The organism is Paenarthrobacter sp. PAE-2, assembly GCF_026013155.1.
Classification (GTDB): domain Bacteria; phylum Actinomycetota; class Actinomycetes; order Actinomycetales; family Micrococcaceae; genus Arthrobacter; species Arthrobacter ureafaciens.
Genome location: NZ_JAPDNV010000020.1, coordinates 53,686 through 70,915 on the forward strand (window position 1 = coordinate 53,686; position 17,230 = coordinate 70,915).

The window sequence follows — 17,230 nt, forward strand, 5'->3', positions numbered from 1 at the left end:
ACAGGCCCCGCGAACCTGAATCCCAGAGGGTTCGCGGGGCCTGTGCTTTATGGTCCGCCGCTGCGGAGCAACGCTTCCGCAGCCCTGTCCAGCAGGTGCGGGCGTGCGGCGTAACACTGATCGGTCACCCGCCGGAGGGCTGGAAGGGCTTGGATCGCGTCGCTGAGGCGGTCTTTGCGGATCATCTTTTCCATGGCCCTGCAGTGGCGTTCGGTAACGCGGGCGCCCACCATCGACGAGGAAATCTTCAGGCTCAGGACCGCTTCGAGGCTGGGCTCGGCTTCGGCCGCGGCCAACCCGACGTCGATCCGTTCCATCCGCATTGGCAGCATGGACAGGTAGGTGGAGAGGAAGCGCAGCACGTGAGCGGCGTCGCCCAGTTCTTCAGCCAGCGCCCGCAGCGTGCCCATGTAGAGGTGCGCCGGGCCGGTTTCATGCGTTCCAGTGGGGAGTTGCAATGCCGCTGCGGGCTGCATCACAGCGGCATTCAGGGGCGGCCCGGAACCGTTGCCATCGGGGGCGGGTCCACTCATGCTGTTGCCCATGGGCCCGGCCCTCCTTCCATGGCTTCGGTGACCGCCTCTTTAGAAGTGTGGGACAGGCGGCTCAGGCTTTCCTGAGGAAATGCTCAAGTCTGGCTCAGGAAATCCCCGCCCCTCCCCGCCCCTCCCCTCACCCACCCCCGCACCCAAGCACCCAACTGGGTCGCATTTGTGCGCGTTTTCAGCGCTGAAAACGCGCACAAATGCGACCCAGTTGGGCCGGCGGGCGGGGCATCTGGACGGAACATAAGCATGCTGATAGTCCTGTAGGTATGGAACAGCCAGACAGTCCAGTCCGCGGACGTGCTGAGCAGCAACGGCTGCGGTTGCGATATTGCCGTTGAGGACGGCGTCATGGTGGGCATCCGCGGCCGGGAAGCGGACGTGATCAACAAGGGCAGGCTGGGGCCGAAGGGACTCTTCGCGAGCTGGCAGGGGGTGTCCAACAAAGACCGTCCCACTAAACCGCTGATCCGCGAAAACGGCCGCCTGGTGGAAACGGATTGGGACACGGCCATGAACGCCATCCAGCCGTTTGGCCGCAACCGGCACGCCTGGGGTAGGCCCTCCGCTCCCAAAAACAATCAGTGCGGCAGCAACCCCAGAACCGGCAACGCAACCGACGTCGATATTGCCATGGCGGCGGTGTTGGCAATGACCGGGTGGTAACCGGCAGGCAGTCGCGTGGCGATGCCGCGCGCAACGGGCGGCGCCACTAAGGCCCCCAGCAGCGCCCCGCCGATGATGGATGTCCATGAACCGTTGAAGGCCAGCACTGCCGCCGGGGCGACGGACACCACGGACGCGTACGTAGCCGCCCAACCGCCGTCGCGGAACCACTCCCGCCACAGCACGACGCCGAACGCGGACGTCAGCGCCTGCGCAAAGAGGATCCCGGGAAGCAGGTTCGAACCGTAGGAGGGCAGGCCCGGGTTCAAGGCGAACGCTGCGCCCACACCCAGGATCACGCCTGCGCTGGCGAGTTCGTTGGCAAAGAAGTGGGTTTCCGTGAAGTCTTTCAGGACGCGCCGTGCGGCCCAGAAGGTGTCGCTCTTCCAGGTAGGGCCCGACGTCGGATGGCCGGTTTGCGTCGTCGTCTTGCGCCGTTCTACGGCTCGCGGAGCCAGCCACGGAAGCTTCCGCGCGACGGCGAACGACACCGCAGAACCCAAAGCCATCGCCAGGACGTTGGCCACCACTGCCGGAAGCCCCAGCGGCACCGAGACTGTGGGGATCAGCAGGAGGGCAAGCGGGGTCGTGGTGGCCGCGCCAAGCACCGCTCCGGTCAGGCACGACCACCAGCCGCCCCCGTACACCAGAACCATGGCGGGTGCGACGCAAACGAAAGGAACGAACGTCGGCTGCCATCCGCCGTCGAGCATCCACCCGAAGGCTGCGTTGGACAAGGCGAGGCTCAGCGCAGCAGATGCGAAGACCCACGGCCACAGGCCCGTGCCGTAGCTCAGCTCTCCTGCCCAGCGTTTCCGACGGCGGCCTGCCCACCATGCGATGACGGCGCCGGTCAGAAGACTTGCTGCGGCCAGATCGGACTTGAAGAACAGTGGCTCGGTCATGTCGCCGAAGAACCAGCGCACGGCATCCAGAGGCGAACCGTGGACGCTGCCGGACCACCCTTCGAAAACCGGGCCGATGCGGGGCGAAACCTCCGATAGCACGTGAAGGAGGGCGGCAAACACGCCTACCGCAGCGGCCATGCCGAGGGCTCCGAGAGCGGTGCCGGCCGCAGAAAGTTCGCTCCGCTGTTTCCGAATGGGAGGCGTAGCGGCGGTGGCTGCTGAAGAGAAGGTCATGGCTGCCCTTGGAGTCTTGAAGGTGCTTTTCAGAAGCAGCGTAAACCGGGTGGGCGGGGCGTGATCTTGCGCGCGGATTGTGACCGGCGAGCAACACCATCCCGGAAGACCCCGGGCATGCAAAAGGCCCCGCCCCGTCTGCGTAAACAGACGGCGCGGGGCCTTCAGGCTCAGGACGCTAGGCCCGCTTGCGGGTGAGCAGTCCCCAGATGATGAGGACGATCAGTGCACCGCCGATGGCGAGCAACCACGTGGAAAGCGACCAGAACTCGTTGATGCCCACGTTGAACAGGACGCTGCCGATCCATCCACCAAGGACGGCACCAACGATTCCGAGCAGGAGAGTCGCAAGAATACCGCCGCCCTGCTTGCCAGGCTTGATGGCCTTGGCAATGGCACCGGCGATCAGGCCCAGAATGATCCATCCAAAGATTCCCATTTTTCTTCTTTCTCTAGTGCTTTGGTCCTTCCCGGCGTCCACGTGTGCGCCCGGGAGGACCTTGGTTTAGCCTTGCCAGCGGAGACGCCGGAACATACCGGCGACTTGCTTGGCAGACGGCCTACCGGCCGGATCGGGGTCTGTCATGGCATGCAATGCCATGGACCAGCGCCGCCGAACCGTGCCGGGAACTCGGGGTTCGCTGAGAGTCCTGGCAACCATGGACTCCAGCGGAGGGCCCGGGAATGCCTTGGTGCCCGTGAGGCACTCAAGGGTCACCAATCCCAGGGAATAGATGTCACTCGCAGCGGTGGGAACTTCTCCGCACACCGCTTCGGGACTCATGTAGTGGGGCGTCCCGGAGGACGAACTCCTTGCCGTGTGCGCCGGACTGATCGCGACACCGAAATCGGTCAGCATGGCGGGACCAGTTCCAGCGTGGCCCGGGACCATGATGTTGCCGGGCTTGACGTCGTTGTGCACAATCCCGCGTCGGTGCAGGTACGCCAGGGCGTTTGCAATATCGGTCATCCAAGCAGCTGTCGCGCCGGAGCCTGCGGGTGCTTCCCGGAGGACGGCGCGCAGGTCCTGCCCGTTCACCAGGTCCATCACCACATAGTGGTGGGGCTCGCCGTCGGCTATGAGGCTGCCCGAATCCCGGAGACGCACAATGTTCTTGTTCCGCAACCGCTTGTGGATTTCGAGTTCGCGTTCGAAAGCTCCACCACGGACCCGGCCCGTTTCGCGGAAGACCTTCACGGCCACCACCGAACCTGCACGGGCGTCCAAAGCCTCGTAGACGTGGGCCTCGGAGCCACCTCCGAGCCATCGTCCCAGGCTGTACCGGCCACCCAGCAAGCTGTCATGACTGCTTGCCACCGGCGCATTCGAGCCCATCGCTTCGTGATGCAGGCTCGACGGCAGGGTGCCCGATCCCAGAGGACCGGCTGCAGGAATGATGGCTGTCATTTGGAGACACCGTTCACGGGATCCGTGGCCTCAATGTCCATCCGGAACCCGCTTTCGCAGGACATTTCGTTTGCGGGAGCTTCCTCCCTTGCAACGACTGTCATGTCATCTCCCACAATCTCGAATAAGTATCTTGGATATCTAGTTATATGTGTACTTACTACTTAAGTCCAGCCGGGTGGTCAATGTTGATCAATCCCATCGATCGCTTCCCGCATTCGCTTCAGGAAGTCGACCACCACCACGGCCTCGCCGCGACTGAGGGACGCCGCGACGTCCATCATTCGCCGGTGCATGCCGCTGAGAGTCTTGCGAACCTCCTCGTCAGAGTCCGACGTCGGCCTCAGCACCAAGGCGCGACGATCGGTCGGGTGCGGCTCGCGCACGAGGTGACCCGACTTCACCATGCGGTCCACCAGGCTGGTCATGGAGGCGGAGGTGATCCCCAGCCGCGTGGCGAGTTCCTTGGGTCCGACCATCCTGCCCGCGCGCTCGTATTCCAGGAGGTAGCGCAAAGCCAGAAGGTCCGTTTCGCCCATGCCCATGGAGGAGCGGGTTCGCCGACGCATGGCAGCCTCAGCCGAACGATAATCCCGCAGGGCATTCAGGACTTCGACGGCAACAGTTTCGCTCCCGTACCAATATCCTTCCTTCACGACATCCGCAGTCATGGACCATTCCTTCGTTAGACGAGTAGCTTGGCTGTCTAAGTACTATGGTACTACTAAGGAAACTTATTAAATGACGAGCATACAGGTTCGGGTCGGGTGCGCCCAGCAGACCTCAGGCGTGCTGCCTATCCGGTGGCGCTACGAGCGCAACCGTCGCCAGGCTGCCGGGGCCACCACGACGGCTACACCAATGACGGCGCCGATCACTGTCTCCACGATCCGGTCCCGCAGGAGCAGGCCCGGGTCCACCGGCGCGGCCAAGAGGGTGGCGATCAACGCCAACGGCGTGACGAAGACCTGAGCCACAAAATATTGCCGCGCGATGAAAAGTTCGGCGCCGAACTGGCATGCGGCGATCACCAATACCATCCCCCACGGCGCCGGATTCAGCCAGAGGATGGCGGCCATCAGCAGCAGGCCGATCACTGTGCCGGCTATTCTTTGGAAACCCCGGCTGATCCTGTGGCGCGTCGAGTGCCCCACCAATGGAACGACGGCCGCAACCATCGCCCAGTAACTGTGCCCAAAACCGAGCCTCTCCCCTACCAAAGTGGCAATGGTTCCGGCGAGTCCCGCTGCCACCAGGTAGCCGCCGCCTTCGAGCCAGATCGCGCGGCGTTCCAGAGCGGTGTGACGGATGCGGGGCGGCCGCTTCCATGGAGTTCGATGGCTCTTGAGGATGCGGGACGACATGCCGATCAGCAGGCTAAGGAGCGTGGTCAGCACGGCCACAAGCATCGCTTCCCATAGCGGCGGCTGCGCGGGGATGGAGGCAATCGCGGCGAAGGCGAAGATGTGAAAGAGAGAGCCGCCGGGGCGAAGCCGCCAAGCTGCCACCACAACGGAGCAGAGGCCGGCAACCAAGGTAGTCGCAGCTGTCAGGAGCCACGAATACGCAGTTCCCTCGACCCCCAGAGTCTGCGCGACCCGGGCCGTCAGGGTGGCGAAAAGGATGACCAAAAGCATGAAGCTTCCGGCCCGGAGTTGGCTACGGAAGCGCACGCTATGCGGCTCATTGCCGCCCATAGATGCCGGTGAACGCACCGAACGACGCGAACACGGCCAAGTCCAGCCGCCCCAGCAGCGTCAGGGTAATGAGGGGGACGAACACGCCTACAGCGCAACGGATGGCCGGGTGATGGTCCTTGTTCGACGGGCCCATCGTGAACATTTCCGCTACAGCCTTCAAAGAGCGGCTCGCCTTTCGTCGCAGGATCAAAACGTACGACGGCGGCACTGGCGTCCGCTTCCTAGGTTACGCCCGGGCGGTTGGTCACCTTGCGTTAGGCAGGCGGATAGTGGGCGTAGTCACGCGGCATGTGTGCAAGACAGTGACAACCCGGGCTTGTGGTCCGAAAGGGCAATAAACGTCCCACAAGCCCGGGAGCTTGCAACTTGGCTGCTAGAAACGGGACGTCGCCCAAGTGGCTGAACTTGATGCCACTGGATTGCCGGCCGCGTCCGTCAGGCCCGGCGCTGGGGCAAAGTTCGCCACACCAGCCGTTTGGCTGCCATTCTTTGGGCTACCAGTGACCGTCGCCCCCAGAGTGACACTGAGCTTCTTCGTAGCTGGATTCCACTCCAGGCTCGAGCCGCTGTAACTGAGAGTGCCCGACTGGTAGTAGGTACCGCCCAGGGCCACCTTGCCGAAGCGGAATGTGGGGCATGCGGCGCCCGAGACCGTGAGTTCATTGCCGGAAGAGACATTGACCGTAAGACCGCTCAAGGTCTTTGAGTTTTCGCTCTCCGTCCATGAACTGCAGATGCTGCCTCCGCTAAGCGGTTCCGAGAAGCTAATCACCACGGAATCGTTCGGCTCGATCTTGCCGGTTACACTGCTCCCGCCGCCGTTGACAAGTTGAACGCCCGTTACGGTCGGAACCACAATGTCCTTGAACGACGTGGCAGCACCTGCTGGGCCAGTGTTGCCTGCCGCATCCGTAGCTTGAGCGGAGAAGCTGAGGGTCCCGTCGGCGAAAGCACTCAGATCCAAGACCACAGTTGTAGGAGTACTGGTAGCACTCGTTATGGTCCGGGTCATGGGTGCTGCGCCTGTTCCGGTGACGGTCAGCGTCACCGAAGATCCGGGTTCTGCGGAGACATCCACAGGCACCTTGTTCGCGGTTTCCTTATTGACGTAGGCAGGAACCGTCAACGATGGCGCGTCGGGGGCAGTTGTATCCACTAGGTTCCCGACGCTCCTCGCACTCTCCTGCCCCTGCCACAGGGCAAGCATGGGCGTGACGGTGTAGTACCAAGTCCCTGCGGGAACATTCGCCTCCACGCATGCCAAGGACGTGACAGTCCCGGCGCACGCACCTGTAGCAGGCACGCGGTTTCCGCCGCTCGCAGCGCCGTAGCGCGCAATGCTGTAGCCGGTCACGGCCCTGCCTGCCGCCGTCGTACTGGCCGCCCAGGTGACCGACACGTTGGTGCCGGTCACGCTGGTGGACGGCTTTGAGCCCTGCGCCAGCGCGTCGGACTTGGCCGCAGCGCCGTTGCTGCTGACCGAGCTCCAGAATGCGCTTGCCGCAGGGCCGCTCCAGGAAACCAAAAGAATGCCCAACGCCACCACGAGAAGGCGGTTCCAGCCGCCCATGCTGACTCGGTCGGCACGACGATGCCGGTTCACTTCCGTACCTCCAGCGTGACGGGGATGGTGAATTGCGCGCCTTGGCAGGCGGAGGGTGATGCGGTGCTCATGCTTGCAGCGCCGGGCAGGGTGAGAAGAACGGAAGTGTTCGCAGCGATTGCCGTGGAGGTCATTTGGGCCGGCGTGAACGTTACGCCTGTTGGGGCGCAGCCCGGATGTGCGCCGTCGGCGGTGATGGGCCCATTGGCGGTCACGCTGTGGACAGCGACGCCGTGCGGGTTCGGGTTGGTGATGCGGAGGACAACGTCCGCCGACCCGCCCGGAACCAGGCTGGTTTGTGGGGAATCGCCCGGAACGAGTGCGTCCACCGTGACGGTCTGCATGGTGCCGTTCGTCGCCGATCCACTGCCCAAACCGGCCGCGGTCCAGTAGGCGTACGCCGAGCCGACGCCGCCCAAGAGGCAGAGAGCCGTGGTGGCGGCTGCCGTGCGGGCGAGCCTGCCTGGACGGGCTGGGTTGCCCTTGCGATACCGGTGCATGCGGGAGATGTTCATGTCAGTTTCCCTGTCCCATCCCCGAGTACGTGAAGTGGAGCGTGGCACCTTTGCAACCGTCCTGAAGCAGCTGGGTGTCCAGCATCCTGGTCTGCGGCCACTTGCTTTGGGGTATACCCAACCCGGAAAGGCTGCTGGAGCCGGCCGGCACCGTGAACGGATAGGTGCCGCTGAACTGGGTCAGCGCGTAATCCGCCGTGGTGCAAGGGAGGTTTGCCGCCACGGCCTGCGGGGTACGAACCACCTGGCTGATCGCGACCGACACATTGGTCACAGCGATGCTCTTGCCGATGGGGTTTGCAATCTGCAGCTCAATTGGCCGGGAAGTCCCCGGAGCCAGCGGACCGTTCACTGTGCCCGTTACGCCGAAGTTTCGCTTGACCTCCTGGACATTCAACTGCGCCGACGCCGTGGATTGCATGCCTCCGCCGGTCCCGGTGATGGTGAAGTCGGTCTTGCCCGCCGGCGTACTGGGTGCGGTGGTAACGGTCAACGTCGCCTGGGCGGTGCTGCCGGACGTGAGGTTGACCGACGACGGCGACCACGCGGCTGTTGCTCCTGCCGGCAAGCCCACGACGCCGAACGTCACCGGACCAGCGAAGCCTCCCTTGGAGGCGGCGGCCGCCGTGTAGGTGACTGCCAGCCCTTGGTCCGTGCTCCGGCTCGACGGCGACAGGGTCACCGCGATGCCCTTGGCTTCTTTGCCCGGGGTGCCTTGTCCGTTTGACTGTCCGTTGCTAGCCGCCAAGGCCGTGACTGGTACCAGTGCCACCAGCACGGCGAGGATCACGGCGCGGAGCGGCATTCCACCTCGGAGGAAAGGCCTGCGGCGCTCTTGCGTGGGGTCCATGGAAGAAGCTCTTTTCGGACGGGCCGGGTGTTACGGAACTGGGGGCAGGCAGCCGGGCCGGGGACCGCCGTCGTTGGTCAGTCCCCGGCCTGAGGCCGCTACTCGCTGGTGACGCTGACCGTCACTACTGCGCCCTTGCAGGCGTCCTGGTTGTCCTCGCTGTCGTTGAAGGTCAGGGTGCCGGCGCCGACGGACGAGGTAGCACCCGCAGCTACAAGGGTGTTGGAAGTTTCTGCGGTGGCCGTGAACCATCCGGGAAGGCAGCCAGCCTTGTCAGTGGAAACAGTAGGAGTCAGCTCACCGACCTTAGTGCTCGAGGTCATCGAGTTGGTCGCGGTGTAGGCGACGTCCACCTGGTTGCCCGGCGCGAGGCCGCCGTCGAACGTCGCGAAGAGTGTTACGGTGCCTCCGCCGGCCGAGTTTGTGGCGGTGCCGTTGCCGGAGCCCGTCGTGGTCCAGTAGGCGTATGCCGCACCGCCGCCGACGGCGACCCTGTGTACGGGCTCCCGGGCCAGCCCTGCTACAACAGTGCCGGGTTCGGCGCTTCGTCCTGCATGCAGGCCTACGCCTGGAACCTTGACTATGTCGTGGACCCGAACGGAAACTCCCAAGGCTTCTTTTACACGCAGGACACGAACTTCTATAAATCCCAGGCCGGGGCCGGCACGTTGAAGGCCTACCACCGTGCCAGCCGCCTCGCTCGGGTGGATTACGGTATGCGGGCAGGGACTGAACTGTCCACCCAGGCGCCCCTGCACGTGAACTTCGGCTACACCGGCCGCTGTGAAGGCGTCACCTGCCCTACCCCGAACGGTGACGTTCCTGCCGAGTTCCTGTGCGCCTCATCGGGAACCTGCACGACATACTCACCGACGTTCTTCACTTTCTACCGCCTCCAGACGGTCATCAGCCAATCCCTCACCGGCTCCAGCTACGGCAACACCGACTTCTGGACCTTCTTCCACGCCATGCCCGACCCCGGTGACGGCACGAAACCTGCCCTCTGGCTGGGCTCGGTCATTCACCAGGGCACTAACCTGACTTCCGCGACCGGCGGGTGGATCACCGACCCTGCCGTGGTGTTCTCCGGTCAGACTCTGCACAACCGGGTCTGGGCCACCGACGGGCTGGCACCGTTTGACCGGTACCGGTTGGCGACCATAAAAACAGCGACCGGTGCGAGTATCCAGGTCACCTATAAGGCCGCCGAATGCTCACAAACCAACCTGCCGGCATCGGCTGAGACCAACACGATGCGCTGTTTCCCGCAGCGCTGGACCCCGACCACCCCGATCCCGCAACCGGCCCGGACCGACCACTTCAACATTTACCCCGTCGAGCGGGTCACCAGTAAAGCAGGCCCGGGCAGCGCCGGGGCCTGGACATGGTCACGACCTACGGCTACATCGGCACCCCGGCATGGAAGTACGCCGCCCCGAAATACGTCTCCGGCACTGCCGGGCAGAACATCACCTGGTCGACGCTGGCCGGATGGTCACAGGTGAAGACCAAGGTCGGGACCGCCGCGTCCAACCCCACCACGGTCACCACGTACCTGCGAGGCCTCAAGGGCACCCCGTCGAACAAAACCGGTGGTCTGCGCACAGACACCGTGACCCTTTCGGACGCCACGGTCCTGACCGACGACGTCTGGTTCGCCGGGCAGGAAGTCGAGAAGCAAAGCTACGCCGGTGACGGCGGCACCTTGATGGGGACCACCATCACCGTTCCCTGGGCCTCGGCCCCCACAGCGACCGGCACGGTCGCCAGCGGCGCGCCCCAGGCACGCCATCTGGGCACGGCCAAGGTCACCAAGAAGACCACGACCAGCAAGTCCGCTTCCATGCGTGTCTCCGAGACGAGCATGGCCTATGACGGCTACGGCCGCCCGATCAGGACCTCATCAACCGGTGAGAACAGTGTCGCCGGGGATGAAAGCTGCGAGGTGACGGCCTACGCGGACTCGGTCGCGGCGAACATTCTCTCGCTCCCGGCGACCGTGAACACTTACGCCGATAACTGCGGCGCGTCCGGCCCGACCGGTGCACTGCTGAAAGCCGGCAGGACACTGTATGACGCCTCAACATCTGCCGTGCCCGGTTCCGCAGGCTACACCGCACCGACCAAGGGCAACACCACCCGCACCGACACCGCCACAGCCGTCTCGGGCACCGCGGTAACGACCTGGGCGCTGGGCCCGACCGTGACCTACGACGCGCTCGGACGTGAAACCAAATCAGCCGAGAGCACCACAGGTGTCCTCCGGGAGACTCTCACCGAATACACACCCGCTACCGGGCTCCCCATCACCATAAAGACAACCAACCCCATGGGCTGGTTCTCCACGACCACGCTCGATTCCATGCGCGGACAAACACTATCCAAGGCCGATCCCAACGGGAAGATTACCTCCTACCGGTATGACCCCTCGGGACGGGTCACCGGCGAATGGGACCCCCTGCGCCCGGCCGCGACGAACACCGACCCCACTGTCCAGACCAGTTACTCGATATCCCAGACCGACCCGTCCTGGGTGAAGACCGTGACCCGCTCGGGCAACGGCAGCTCCGTGACCTCCTACACCCTCTACGACGGCCTCGGGCGTGAACGGCAAACCCAGACCAGCTCACCCGGCGGCGGTACCATCGCCACCGACACCTGGTATGACTCCCGCGGGGCCAAGAGCACCGTGAACAACAAGTACTACATCGCCAACGACCCCGACGGGGTGCTACGCATCCCCACCTTGGCCGTGCCGTCATCGACGATCTACGAATACGACGCCTTCCGGCGTCCAACCAAGATCCGGACGATGACCAACGAAAACCAGGAACTCTGGGCCACCGGGATCAGCTACACCGGCATGGACACCACCACAGTCACCGCACCCGGGGCGTCCTCACCGGTCAAAACCGTCGTCAACCTCGACGGAAACATCGAAAGCCGGTCCCTGTTCCACGGCACCACCGCCACCGGCGCCGCCGACACCTCCACCTACGTCTATGACGCACTCGGTCAACTGACCCGGATGGGTGACGGGGCGAACCTGTGGACCTGGACCTACGACGCCGCCGGACGCGAAACAGGCGCCACCGACCCGGACTCGGGAACACGGAGCACCACCTACGACGCGGCCGGGCGCACCAAGACCACCACGGACGCGATGGGCACCGTCACCACCTACGCCTACGACAAGCTGGACAGGCCCACCGCCAAGACCGTCTCCGTCGGCGGCGGCGCAGCCAAGACCCTGGAAACACGCACCTACGACGGCGAGCTCAAAGGCATGCCGACCTCAAGCACCAGGAACAACGGTGCCGCGTTCGACCAGCCCGTGGTGACCACGTACAGCGATTACAACAACGCCTACCAGCCAGGCAGCACCACCATCACGCTGCCCACCACGATGAGCGGACTCAACGGCTCTTACACCACCACCAGGACCTACTCCGATACCGGAAAGCTCACCAGCGAAAGCACCCCGATGGTCGGTGGGCTGCCCGCAGAGACAGTCCGGTACGGGTATGACGAGTTCGACAACCCGTCATCGACGTGGAACGTGGACGGGGACCAGTTCGCCGGCAACGCCCAGTACGACCACCTCGGGTTCCTGACCACCTACGCCCAATACGACGTCGCGACGCTGCTCGGCGGTAGCAGGAACATGACCGGTACGAACAACACGTATTTCAGCTGGAGCGCCTCCACCGGCAGGCTGATCGAGCAGTGGACCACGAACAACACCCGTGGCACCATCTCGGACCTGGGCAAAACCCGGTACGCCTACGATGAAACGGGGAAACTCACGTCACGTGAACTGGCATTCAGCTCCCGCCCCGGCGTCGCTTCGGACTACCAGTGCTACGACTACGACCACGCCTCCCGCCTCAGCGCAGTGTGGACACCATCGTCGAAGGCGTGCACCACCGCCCCGACCCCGGCCTCGACCCTCGTCACCGGTCTCGGCGGACCAGGAGCATACGCGCAAACCTACGCCTACACCGCAGCCGGGGACCGGGCACAGGTCAAACGGTTCCACTCATCCGGTGCGTTGGCTGTGAGCGAACAGTACAACTACGCGGCCCCCGGAACCGCGGGCCCGCACCAGGTCGACTCGATCGTCTCCACCGTCAACGGCACCGCAACAGCGCCGCAGAACTTCACCTGGGACGCAGCCGGACGAATGACCAACCGCGCCGGTCAGACCATGACCTACACCGCCGACGGATTGCTGGCCACTACCACAGGAACCAGCGCCGTCCCGGCAAACCCGAACCCCGGGGCTACCAACGCCACACCCCCGGCGCCCAGCACCGGGGCAGGCAGCCTCAGCACCAGGTACTACGACGCCTCCGGCACCCTCGTCGGACTGGTCGACGGCTCCGGAAGCACAGCCATCCTCGGCCGGATCACAGCGCACGCCACCAAAGCCACCACACCGGTGAAAACAGCCACGTGCACGTACGCGTTCGCAGGTAAGACCGTGGCCCAGCGGACCGCCGCAGGCGGGGCCGTGAAACTGTCCCTGATCGTCGGGGACTCCGTGAACACGGCACAAACCATGTCCCAACCCACCGCGGGGACCGGGCCGATCACCGCCATCCAGCGGTACACCGACCCGTTCGGCCTCGCGCGCGCCAACAACCTCACCGGAACGGCCAACAACACCTACACCGCCGCCGGTGCCACCACCGCCGGTGCAGGATCCAACGCCGCCAACCCCGCAGGCTTCGCCGCTGTCAACGGCTACATCGACGGGCTCGATGACACCATCAGCTCCCTCACGCACCTCGGAGCGCGCGACCTCGACCCCGTCACCGGAGCCTTCACCACACCCGACCCGATCCTCCACACCGACCAGAGCGAAGGATTCACCCCCTACTCCTACTCATGGGGCGACCCGATGAATCGCGCCGACCCCTCCGGACTCGACCCAGGCGCAAGCTTGATCTGGGCGGGGGCAGCCTGGGTAGCTGCCGCAGTACTTGCCATTGCATCGACTATCAAGTGGCCGACGTTCACGATGCCCACGATCCAATGGCCCTGGGAGCACTCGTCGGTTTCCTCGGCATCCAGTGCTCCCGCAGCAGCTCCTGCAGCGGTGGGTTCCTTCGACTACTCGAACTACCGTTCCGTGGGAGGTGTCACCGTCTCCCGCCCCGCCATCCAACCAGTTGCAGGGGGAATCGGCGGAGGGTACGTGGCATCCTCCCTCGGAGGCACCAGGTTCACCACCCCGGCCGTCCGTCAAGGCGGCACTACCTTCACCTCACCAGCAGTACGCCAAGGAGGCCAATCCACGGGCGACACCAGCGGGGCGAACACAGGCGCAGCCCTGGCCGCGCAAAATGCCGTCATGCACGCCGCAAGCGTCGCAGCCACCGAAGCCATCGGTCACACAAACCAAGCCATAATGAGCACGGGGACGCCCACACTCCCTGCCGCGCTAGCTGGGGGTCCTGCCGACACTGATGTGTACTTCAGCCAAGATGCCTCTGGAAATAACGTATACGCAGGGATCACGAAGGACCTGACCAAGCGCCAAAGTCAACACGGTGATAGGTTCTTCATCCGAGGCATCACAAAAGCAAGAGTCACGAGAGGAGAGGCTCGTGCCATCGAACAAGCTCTCATCTCAGGTAATCCAAGCTTCCTGAACAAAATCAACAGTATTTCGCCCAAACGACCGTTCTTTGAACAGGCCAGGGACTGTCTGAATAACGGTGTGTGGGGTCTGGCCTGATCCGAAGGAGACGGCCGTGTCTGAATCCACGACTGGGATGGCAGGGATGATGATCGATCCTGTGACGGGAGAGATCATCGATCAGAAGGAGCTTGCGGAGCGGTTGCTCGCGCAGGCCAGGGAACAGGGCGTGAGCCTGGTTGGCCCCGGCGGGCTGCTGAACCAGCTCACGAAAAACGTGCTGGAGACCGCGCTGGAAGCGGAACTGACCGAGCACCTCGGCCATGAACATGGCCAGACACCGTTAGCTGCGAACATACGCAACGGCACGAGATCCAAGACGGTGCTGACCGAGATCGGCCCGGTCGAAATCGAGGTACCCAGAGACCGGGACGGGTCCTTCGAGCCGATGATCGTGCCCAAACGTAGACGGCGTTTGGACGGGATCGACGAGATCGTGCTCTCGCTCTCGGCACGAGGGCTGACCACCGGAGAGATCGCCGCGCACTTCGAGGAGGTCTACGGGGCCAAGGTCTCCAAAGACACCATCAGCCGCATCACCGAGAAGGTCACAGCCGAGCTGGCCGAATGGTCCTCCCGCCCGCTGGACGCACTCTATCCGGTGCTCTTCGTTGACGCGATCGTGGTCAAGGTCCGTGACGGGCAGGTGCGCAACACCCCGTTCTACGTGGTCATGGGAGTGACCGTGAACGGGGAACGGGACATCCTGGGCATCTGGGCCGGCGACGGCGGGGAGGGTGCCCGGTTCTGGCTGCAGGTGTTCTCCGAGCTGAAGAACCGGGGCGTGGAAGATGTGTTGATCGCAGTCTGTGACGGGCTCAAAGGCCTCCCGGAAGCGATCACGACGACGTGGGACCGGACCATCGTGCAGCAATGCATCGTTCACCTGATCCGCAACAGTTTCCGCTACGCCGGACGCCAACACCGAGACGGGATCGTCAAAGCTCTCAAACCCGTCTACACCGCTCCGTCCGAGCAAGCAGCCAAAGACCGGTTCGCCGAGTTCACGGCCGAATGGGGCCAACGCTACCCCGCGATCATACGGCTATGGGAGTCCTCCTGGGCCGAGTTCGTGCCGTTCCTCGAATACGACGTCGAGATCCGCCGGATCATCTGCACGACGAACGCGATCGAGTCGATCAACGCCCGATACCGCGGGCCGTGAAAGCCAGGGGGCACTTCCCGAATGAGAATGCTGCCCTGAAATGCCTGTACCTGGTCACCAGATCCCTTGATCCAACCGGCGGAGGAAGAGCACGCTGGACCATGAGGTGGAAACCCGCGCTCAACGCGTTCGCCATCACGTTCGCCGGACGGTTCGAAAGAACCACCAACCAATGAAAACCGCCGGAACCCACACACCGTTTATCGGACAGACCCACAGGCCAAGGAATGGGGAGAATCTTGGCTCAAGGCAAACGGAATAAAATGAGACCTGTGCAGACAAACATGCGGGTTCTCCACCCGTCACGAAAGAAAAGTAAGCCTGGCAGCGTGTTCGTATTGCAGATGCCCGACGGACTATTCTCCTTTGGGCGCCTCATCCACACAGATGTAAACGCCGGGATGGGGCAAGGAGCGCAACTGATTTACGTCTTCAGATGCCGGTCGGAGTCCAAGGAGCTACCCGATAGAACTGAATTGCGAGCGACGCAACTGTTGATTCCCCCAATGATGACTAACCGGTTGCCCTGGTCCCGGGGATACTTTGAGACAATCGCCGAGATCCCCTTTGAGGTGGGAGACGTCTTAGAACAGCATTGCTTTCACGATTCAGTGTTCGACAAGTACGTGGACGAACAAGGGACCGAACTAGCAGGGCCCATAGAACCGGTCGGCCGATATGGATTGGGCAGCTTCAGAACGGTTGATGACGCTGTGAGCAAGGCCCTTGGTATACCCCTAGTCCCAGAGGACCAAGATTCGAAAACCACAAGTCAATAACCACCACCAGTTGGATGTAAGAAAGCCTCCAGAGGTAGACGTGCAGAAGGGCATTCGGAAGCTCTCCGAGTCCCCGGGAGTGCTATCTGAACATCGATCAACTTACTTGCCCGGTAGGGGCTGAGCATATGTGGCGCAATCGAAGAGATGAAGTGCGCTCCGATTCACCCCGGCACGCAATGTCCGGTAAAGGGTCGGCGGATTCCAGCGGTCATTGCAACAGGAGATTTTCGATCAGTTCGATCGGTTTCTTGAACTCTAGTCTTTTGCGTGGTCGGTCGTTGAGTTCCTGGGCGACCCAGTCGAGGTCTGCGGCGCTGTGGATGCTCAGGTCCGTGCCTTTGGGGAAGTACTGGCGCAGCAGGCCGTTGGTGTTTTCGTTGATGCCGCGCTGCCAGGGTGAGTGAGGGTCGCAAAAGTAGATCTCGATACCGGTGTCGATCTTCACGGTTTTCCAGTCCTGCATCTCGATGCCCTGGTCCCAGGTCAGGGAATGCCGCAGCGACTCAGGGAGCGTCTTGATCTTCGAGGTCAGTGCATCACGCATCTGCTCGGCCTTGTACCCGTCCGGCAGGTACACGAGCATCGTGTAATTGGTGCTCCGCTCGACCAGCGTCCCAATCGCGGACTGATTCCCTTTCCCGATGATGAGATCACCCTCCCAATGCCCTGGCACGGCTCGGTCCTGAACCTCAGCGGGACGTTCGGAGATATTGATCATTCCAGGGATCCGGTTCTTGCGTTGGCCGGCCTTGCGGCACGGCTGCCTGATAGCCCTTCCGGTGCGCAGACACACGGTCAGATCACGCTTCAGTGCCCCGCGGGACTGGACGTAAAGGGACTGGTAAATCGTCTCGTGTGACACCCTCATCTCCGGCTCATCAGGGAACTCAACCCGGAGTCGTCCTGCGATCTGCTCGGGTGAGTACCTCTTGTTCAGGTCTTCTTCAACCTTCGCACGCAGCACCGTATTCGTGTGCAGTTTCGCTGGTGTTAGCGGCCATGAAAAACTGCCCATAGGCGGCCACGAAAATGCCCACTGACGGCCAGTAAAACTGCCCAGCGGTGGCCATGAGATCTGCCCACTTCCTTACTGAACCTGCCGCGTCTTAAGCGGCGGGGGCCTCTCCCCGGGATTTGATGACGGTGTCTA

Annotated in this window: 13 protein-coding genes and 3 pseudogenes; 5 read left to right on the forward strand and 11 right to left on the reverse strand. The window is 63.3% G+C overall.

All coding sequences use genetic code 11. The annotated features are described in order from the left end of the window. Positions 1-47: 47 nt before the first annotated feature. Entirely contained in the window at positions 48-545 is a 498-nt protein-coding gene (locus OCL88_RS13490) for an Hpt domain-containing protein (RefSeq protein WP_264962836.1), read from the reverse strand. A gap of 300 nt (positions 546-845) precedes the next feature. On the opposite strand from OCL88_RS13490, the gene OCL88_RS21165 reads away from it, so the two are divergent. Further along, complete coding sequence (locus OCL88_RS21165) at positions 846-1,211, forward strand: hypothetical protein (RefSeq protein ID WP_319951659.1); 366 nt, start codon at positions 846-848, stop codon at positions 1,209-1,211. Here the strand turns inward: OCL88_RS21165 and OCL88_RS13500 are convergent. The 9 genes and pseudogenes from OCL88_RS13500 to OCL88_RS13540 form a co-directional block, all read right to left on the reverse strand. After that, a complete protein-coding gene (locus tag OCL88_RS13500) occupies positions 1,127-2,353 on the reverse strand; it encodes a hypothetical protein (protein WP_264962837.1) in 1,227 nt (408 codons plus the stop codon). The two genes, OCL88_RS21165 and OCL88_RS13500, sit on opposite strands and share 85 nt — an antisense overlap. A 178-nt stretch (positions 2,354-2,531) precedes the next feature. Then, positions 2,532-2,792 carry a GlsB/YeaQ/YmgE family stress response membrane protein gene (locus tag OCL88_RS13505; protein ID WP_021472936.1) on the reverse strand — a complete coding sequence of 87 codons (261 nt, stop codon included), beginning with the start codon at positions 2,790-2,792 and terminating at the stop codon, positions 2,532-2,534. Between the two features lie 66 nt (positions 2,793-2,858). Continuing rightward, complete coding sequence (locus tag OCL88_RS13510; protein WP_264962838.1) at positions 2,859-3,761, reverse strand: serine/threonine-protein kinase; 903 nt, start codon at positions 3,759-3,761, stop codon at positions 2,859-2,861. 182 nt (positions 3,762-3,943) lie between these two features. After that, positions 3,944-4,432, reverse strand: coding sequence for a MarR family winged helix-turn-helix transcriptional regulator (locus OCL88_RS13515; RefSeq protein ID WP_264962839.1), 489 nt, complete (start codon positions 4,430-4,432; stop codon positions 3,944-3,946). Positions 4,433-4,570: 138 nt separating this feature from the next. Then, positions 4,571-5,621, reverse strand: a pseudogene (locus OCL88_RS13520) (FUSC family protein). Positions 5,622-5,834: 213 nt separating this feature from the next. Further along, positions 5,835-7,064, reverse strand: coding sequence for a hypothetical protein (locus OCL88_RS13525; RefSeq protein ID WP_264962840.1), 1,230 nt, complete (start codon positions 7,062-7,064; stop codon positions 5,835-5,837). Further along, positions 7,061-7,579, reverse strand: a complete 519-nt coding sequence (locus tag OCL88_RS13530; protein ID WP_264962841.1) for a hypothetical protein — start codon at positions 7,577-7,579, stop codon at positions 7,061-7,063. The genes OCL88_RS13525 and OCL88_RS13530 overlap by 4 nt, the downstream gene beginning before the upstream one ends. 1 nt (position 7,580) lies before the next feature. Then, positions 7,581-8,429: a hypothetical protein gene (locus OCL88_RS13535; protein ID WP_264962842.1), complete on the reverse strand. Its 849-nt coding sequence runs from the start codon at positions 8,427-8,429 to the stop codon at positions 7,581-7,583. A 98-nt stretch (positions 8,430-8,527) separates the two neighbouring features. Beyond that, entirely contained in the window at positions 8,528-8,944 is a 417-nt protein-coding gene (locus OCL88_RS13540; RefSeq protein WP_264962847.1) for a hypothetical protein, read from the reverse strand. A 72-nt stretch (positions 8,945-9,016) separates the two neighbouring features. Here OCL88_RS13540 and OCL88_RS13545 point away from each other — a divergent pair, with 72 nt between their 5' ends. The 4 genes and pseudogenes from OCL88_RS13545 (at position 9,017) to OCL88_RS21300 (ending at position 16,077) form a co-directional block, all read left to right on the forward strand. Next, complete coding sequence (locus OCL88_RS13545) at positions 9,017-9,934, forward strand: hypothetical protein (RefSeq protein WP_264962843.1); 918 nt, start codon at positions 9,017-9,019, stop codon at positions 9,932-9,934. A gap of 3,056 nt (positions 9,935-12,990) precedes the next feature. Beyond that, positions 12,991-14,172 (forward strand): RHS repeat-associated core domain-containing protein, encoded by a 1,182-nt coding sequence (locus OCL88_RS21295; protein WP_413775463.1) that lies wholly within the window; start codon positions 12,991-12,993, stop codon positions 14,170-14,172. 46 nt (positions 14,173-14,218) lie between these two features. Next, positions 14,219-15,474: pseudogene (locus tag OCL88_RS13555) on the forward strand (IS256 family transposase). Positions 15,475-15,582: 108 nt separating this feature from the next. Beyond that, a complete protein-coding gene (locus OCL88_RS21300) occupies positions 15,583-16,077 on the forward strand; it encodes an Imm26 family immunity protein (RefSeq protein WP_413775464.1) in 495 nt (164 codons plus the stop codon). 211 nt (positions 16,078-16,288) lie between these two features. Here the strand turns inward: OCL88_RS21300 and OCL88_RS13560 are convergent. Further along, positions 16,289-17,068, reverse strand: a pseudogene (locus OCL88_RS13560) (IS30 family transposase); the annotation flags it as partial. Between the last annotated feature and the right edge of the window lie 162 nt (positions 17,069-17,230).

Bases quoted from the DNA above. Each gene is read 5' to 3' on its own strand.
- OCL88_RS13490 (WP_264962836.1), bottom strand. From the start codon at position 545: ATGGGCAACAGCATGAGTGGACCCGCCCCCGATGGCAACGGTTCCGGG.
- OCL88_RS13500 (WP_264962837.1), bottom strand. From the start codon at position 2,353: ATGACCTTCTCTTCAGCAGCCACCGCCGCTACGCCTCCCATTCGGAAA.
- OCL88_RS13505 (WP_021472936.1), bottom strand. From the start codon at position 2,792: ATGGGAATCTTTGGATGGATCATTCTGGGCCTGATCGCCGGTGCCATT.
- OCL88_RS13510 (WP_264962838.1), bottom strand. From the start codon at position 3,761: ATGACAGCCATCATTCCTGCAGCCGGTCCTCTGGGATCGGGCACCCTG.
- OCL88_RS13515 (WP_264962839.1), bottom strand. From the start codon at position 4,432: ATGACTGCGGATGTCGTGAAGGAAGGATATTGGTACGGGAGCGAAACT.
- OCL88_RS13530 (WP_264962841.1), bottom strand. From the start codon at position 7,579: ATGAACATCTCCCGCATGCACCGGTATCGCAAGGGCAACCCAGCCCGT.
- OCL88_RS13535 (WP_264962842.1), bottom strand. From the start codon at position 8,429: ATGGACCCCACGCAAGAGCGCCGCAGGCCTTTCCTCCGAGGTGGAATG.
- OCL88_RS21295 (WP_413775463.1), top strand. From the start codon at position 12,991: ATGTCCCAACCCACCGCGGGGACCGGGCCGATCACCGCCATCCAGCGG.
- OCL88_RS21300 (WP_413775464.1), top strand. From the start codon at position 15,583: ATGCGGGTTCTCCACCCGTCACGAAAGAAAAGTAAGCCTGGCAGCGTG.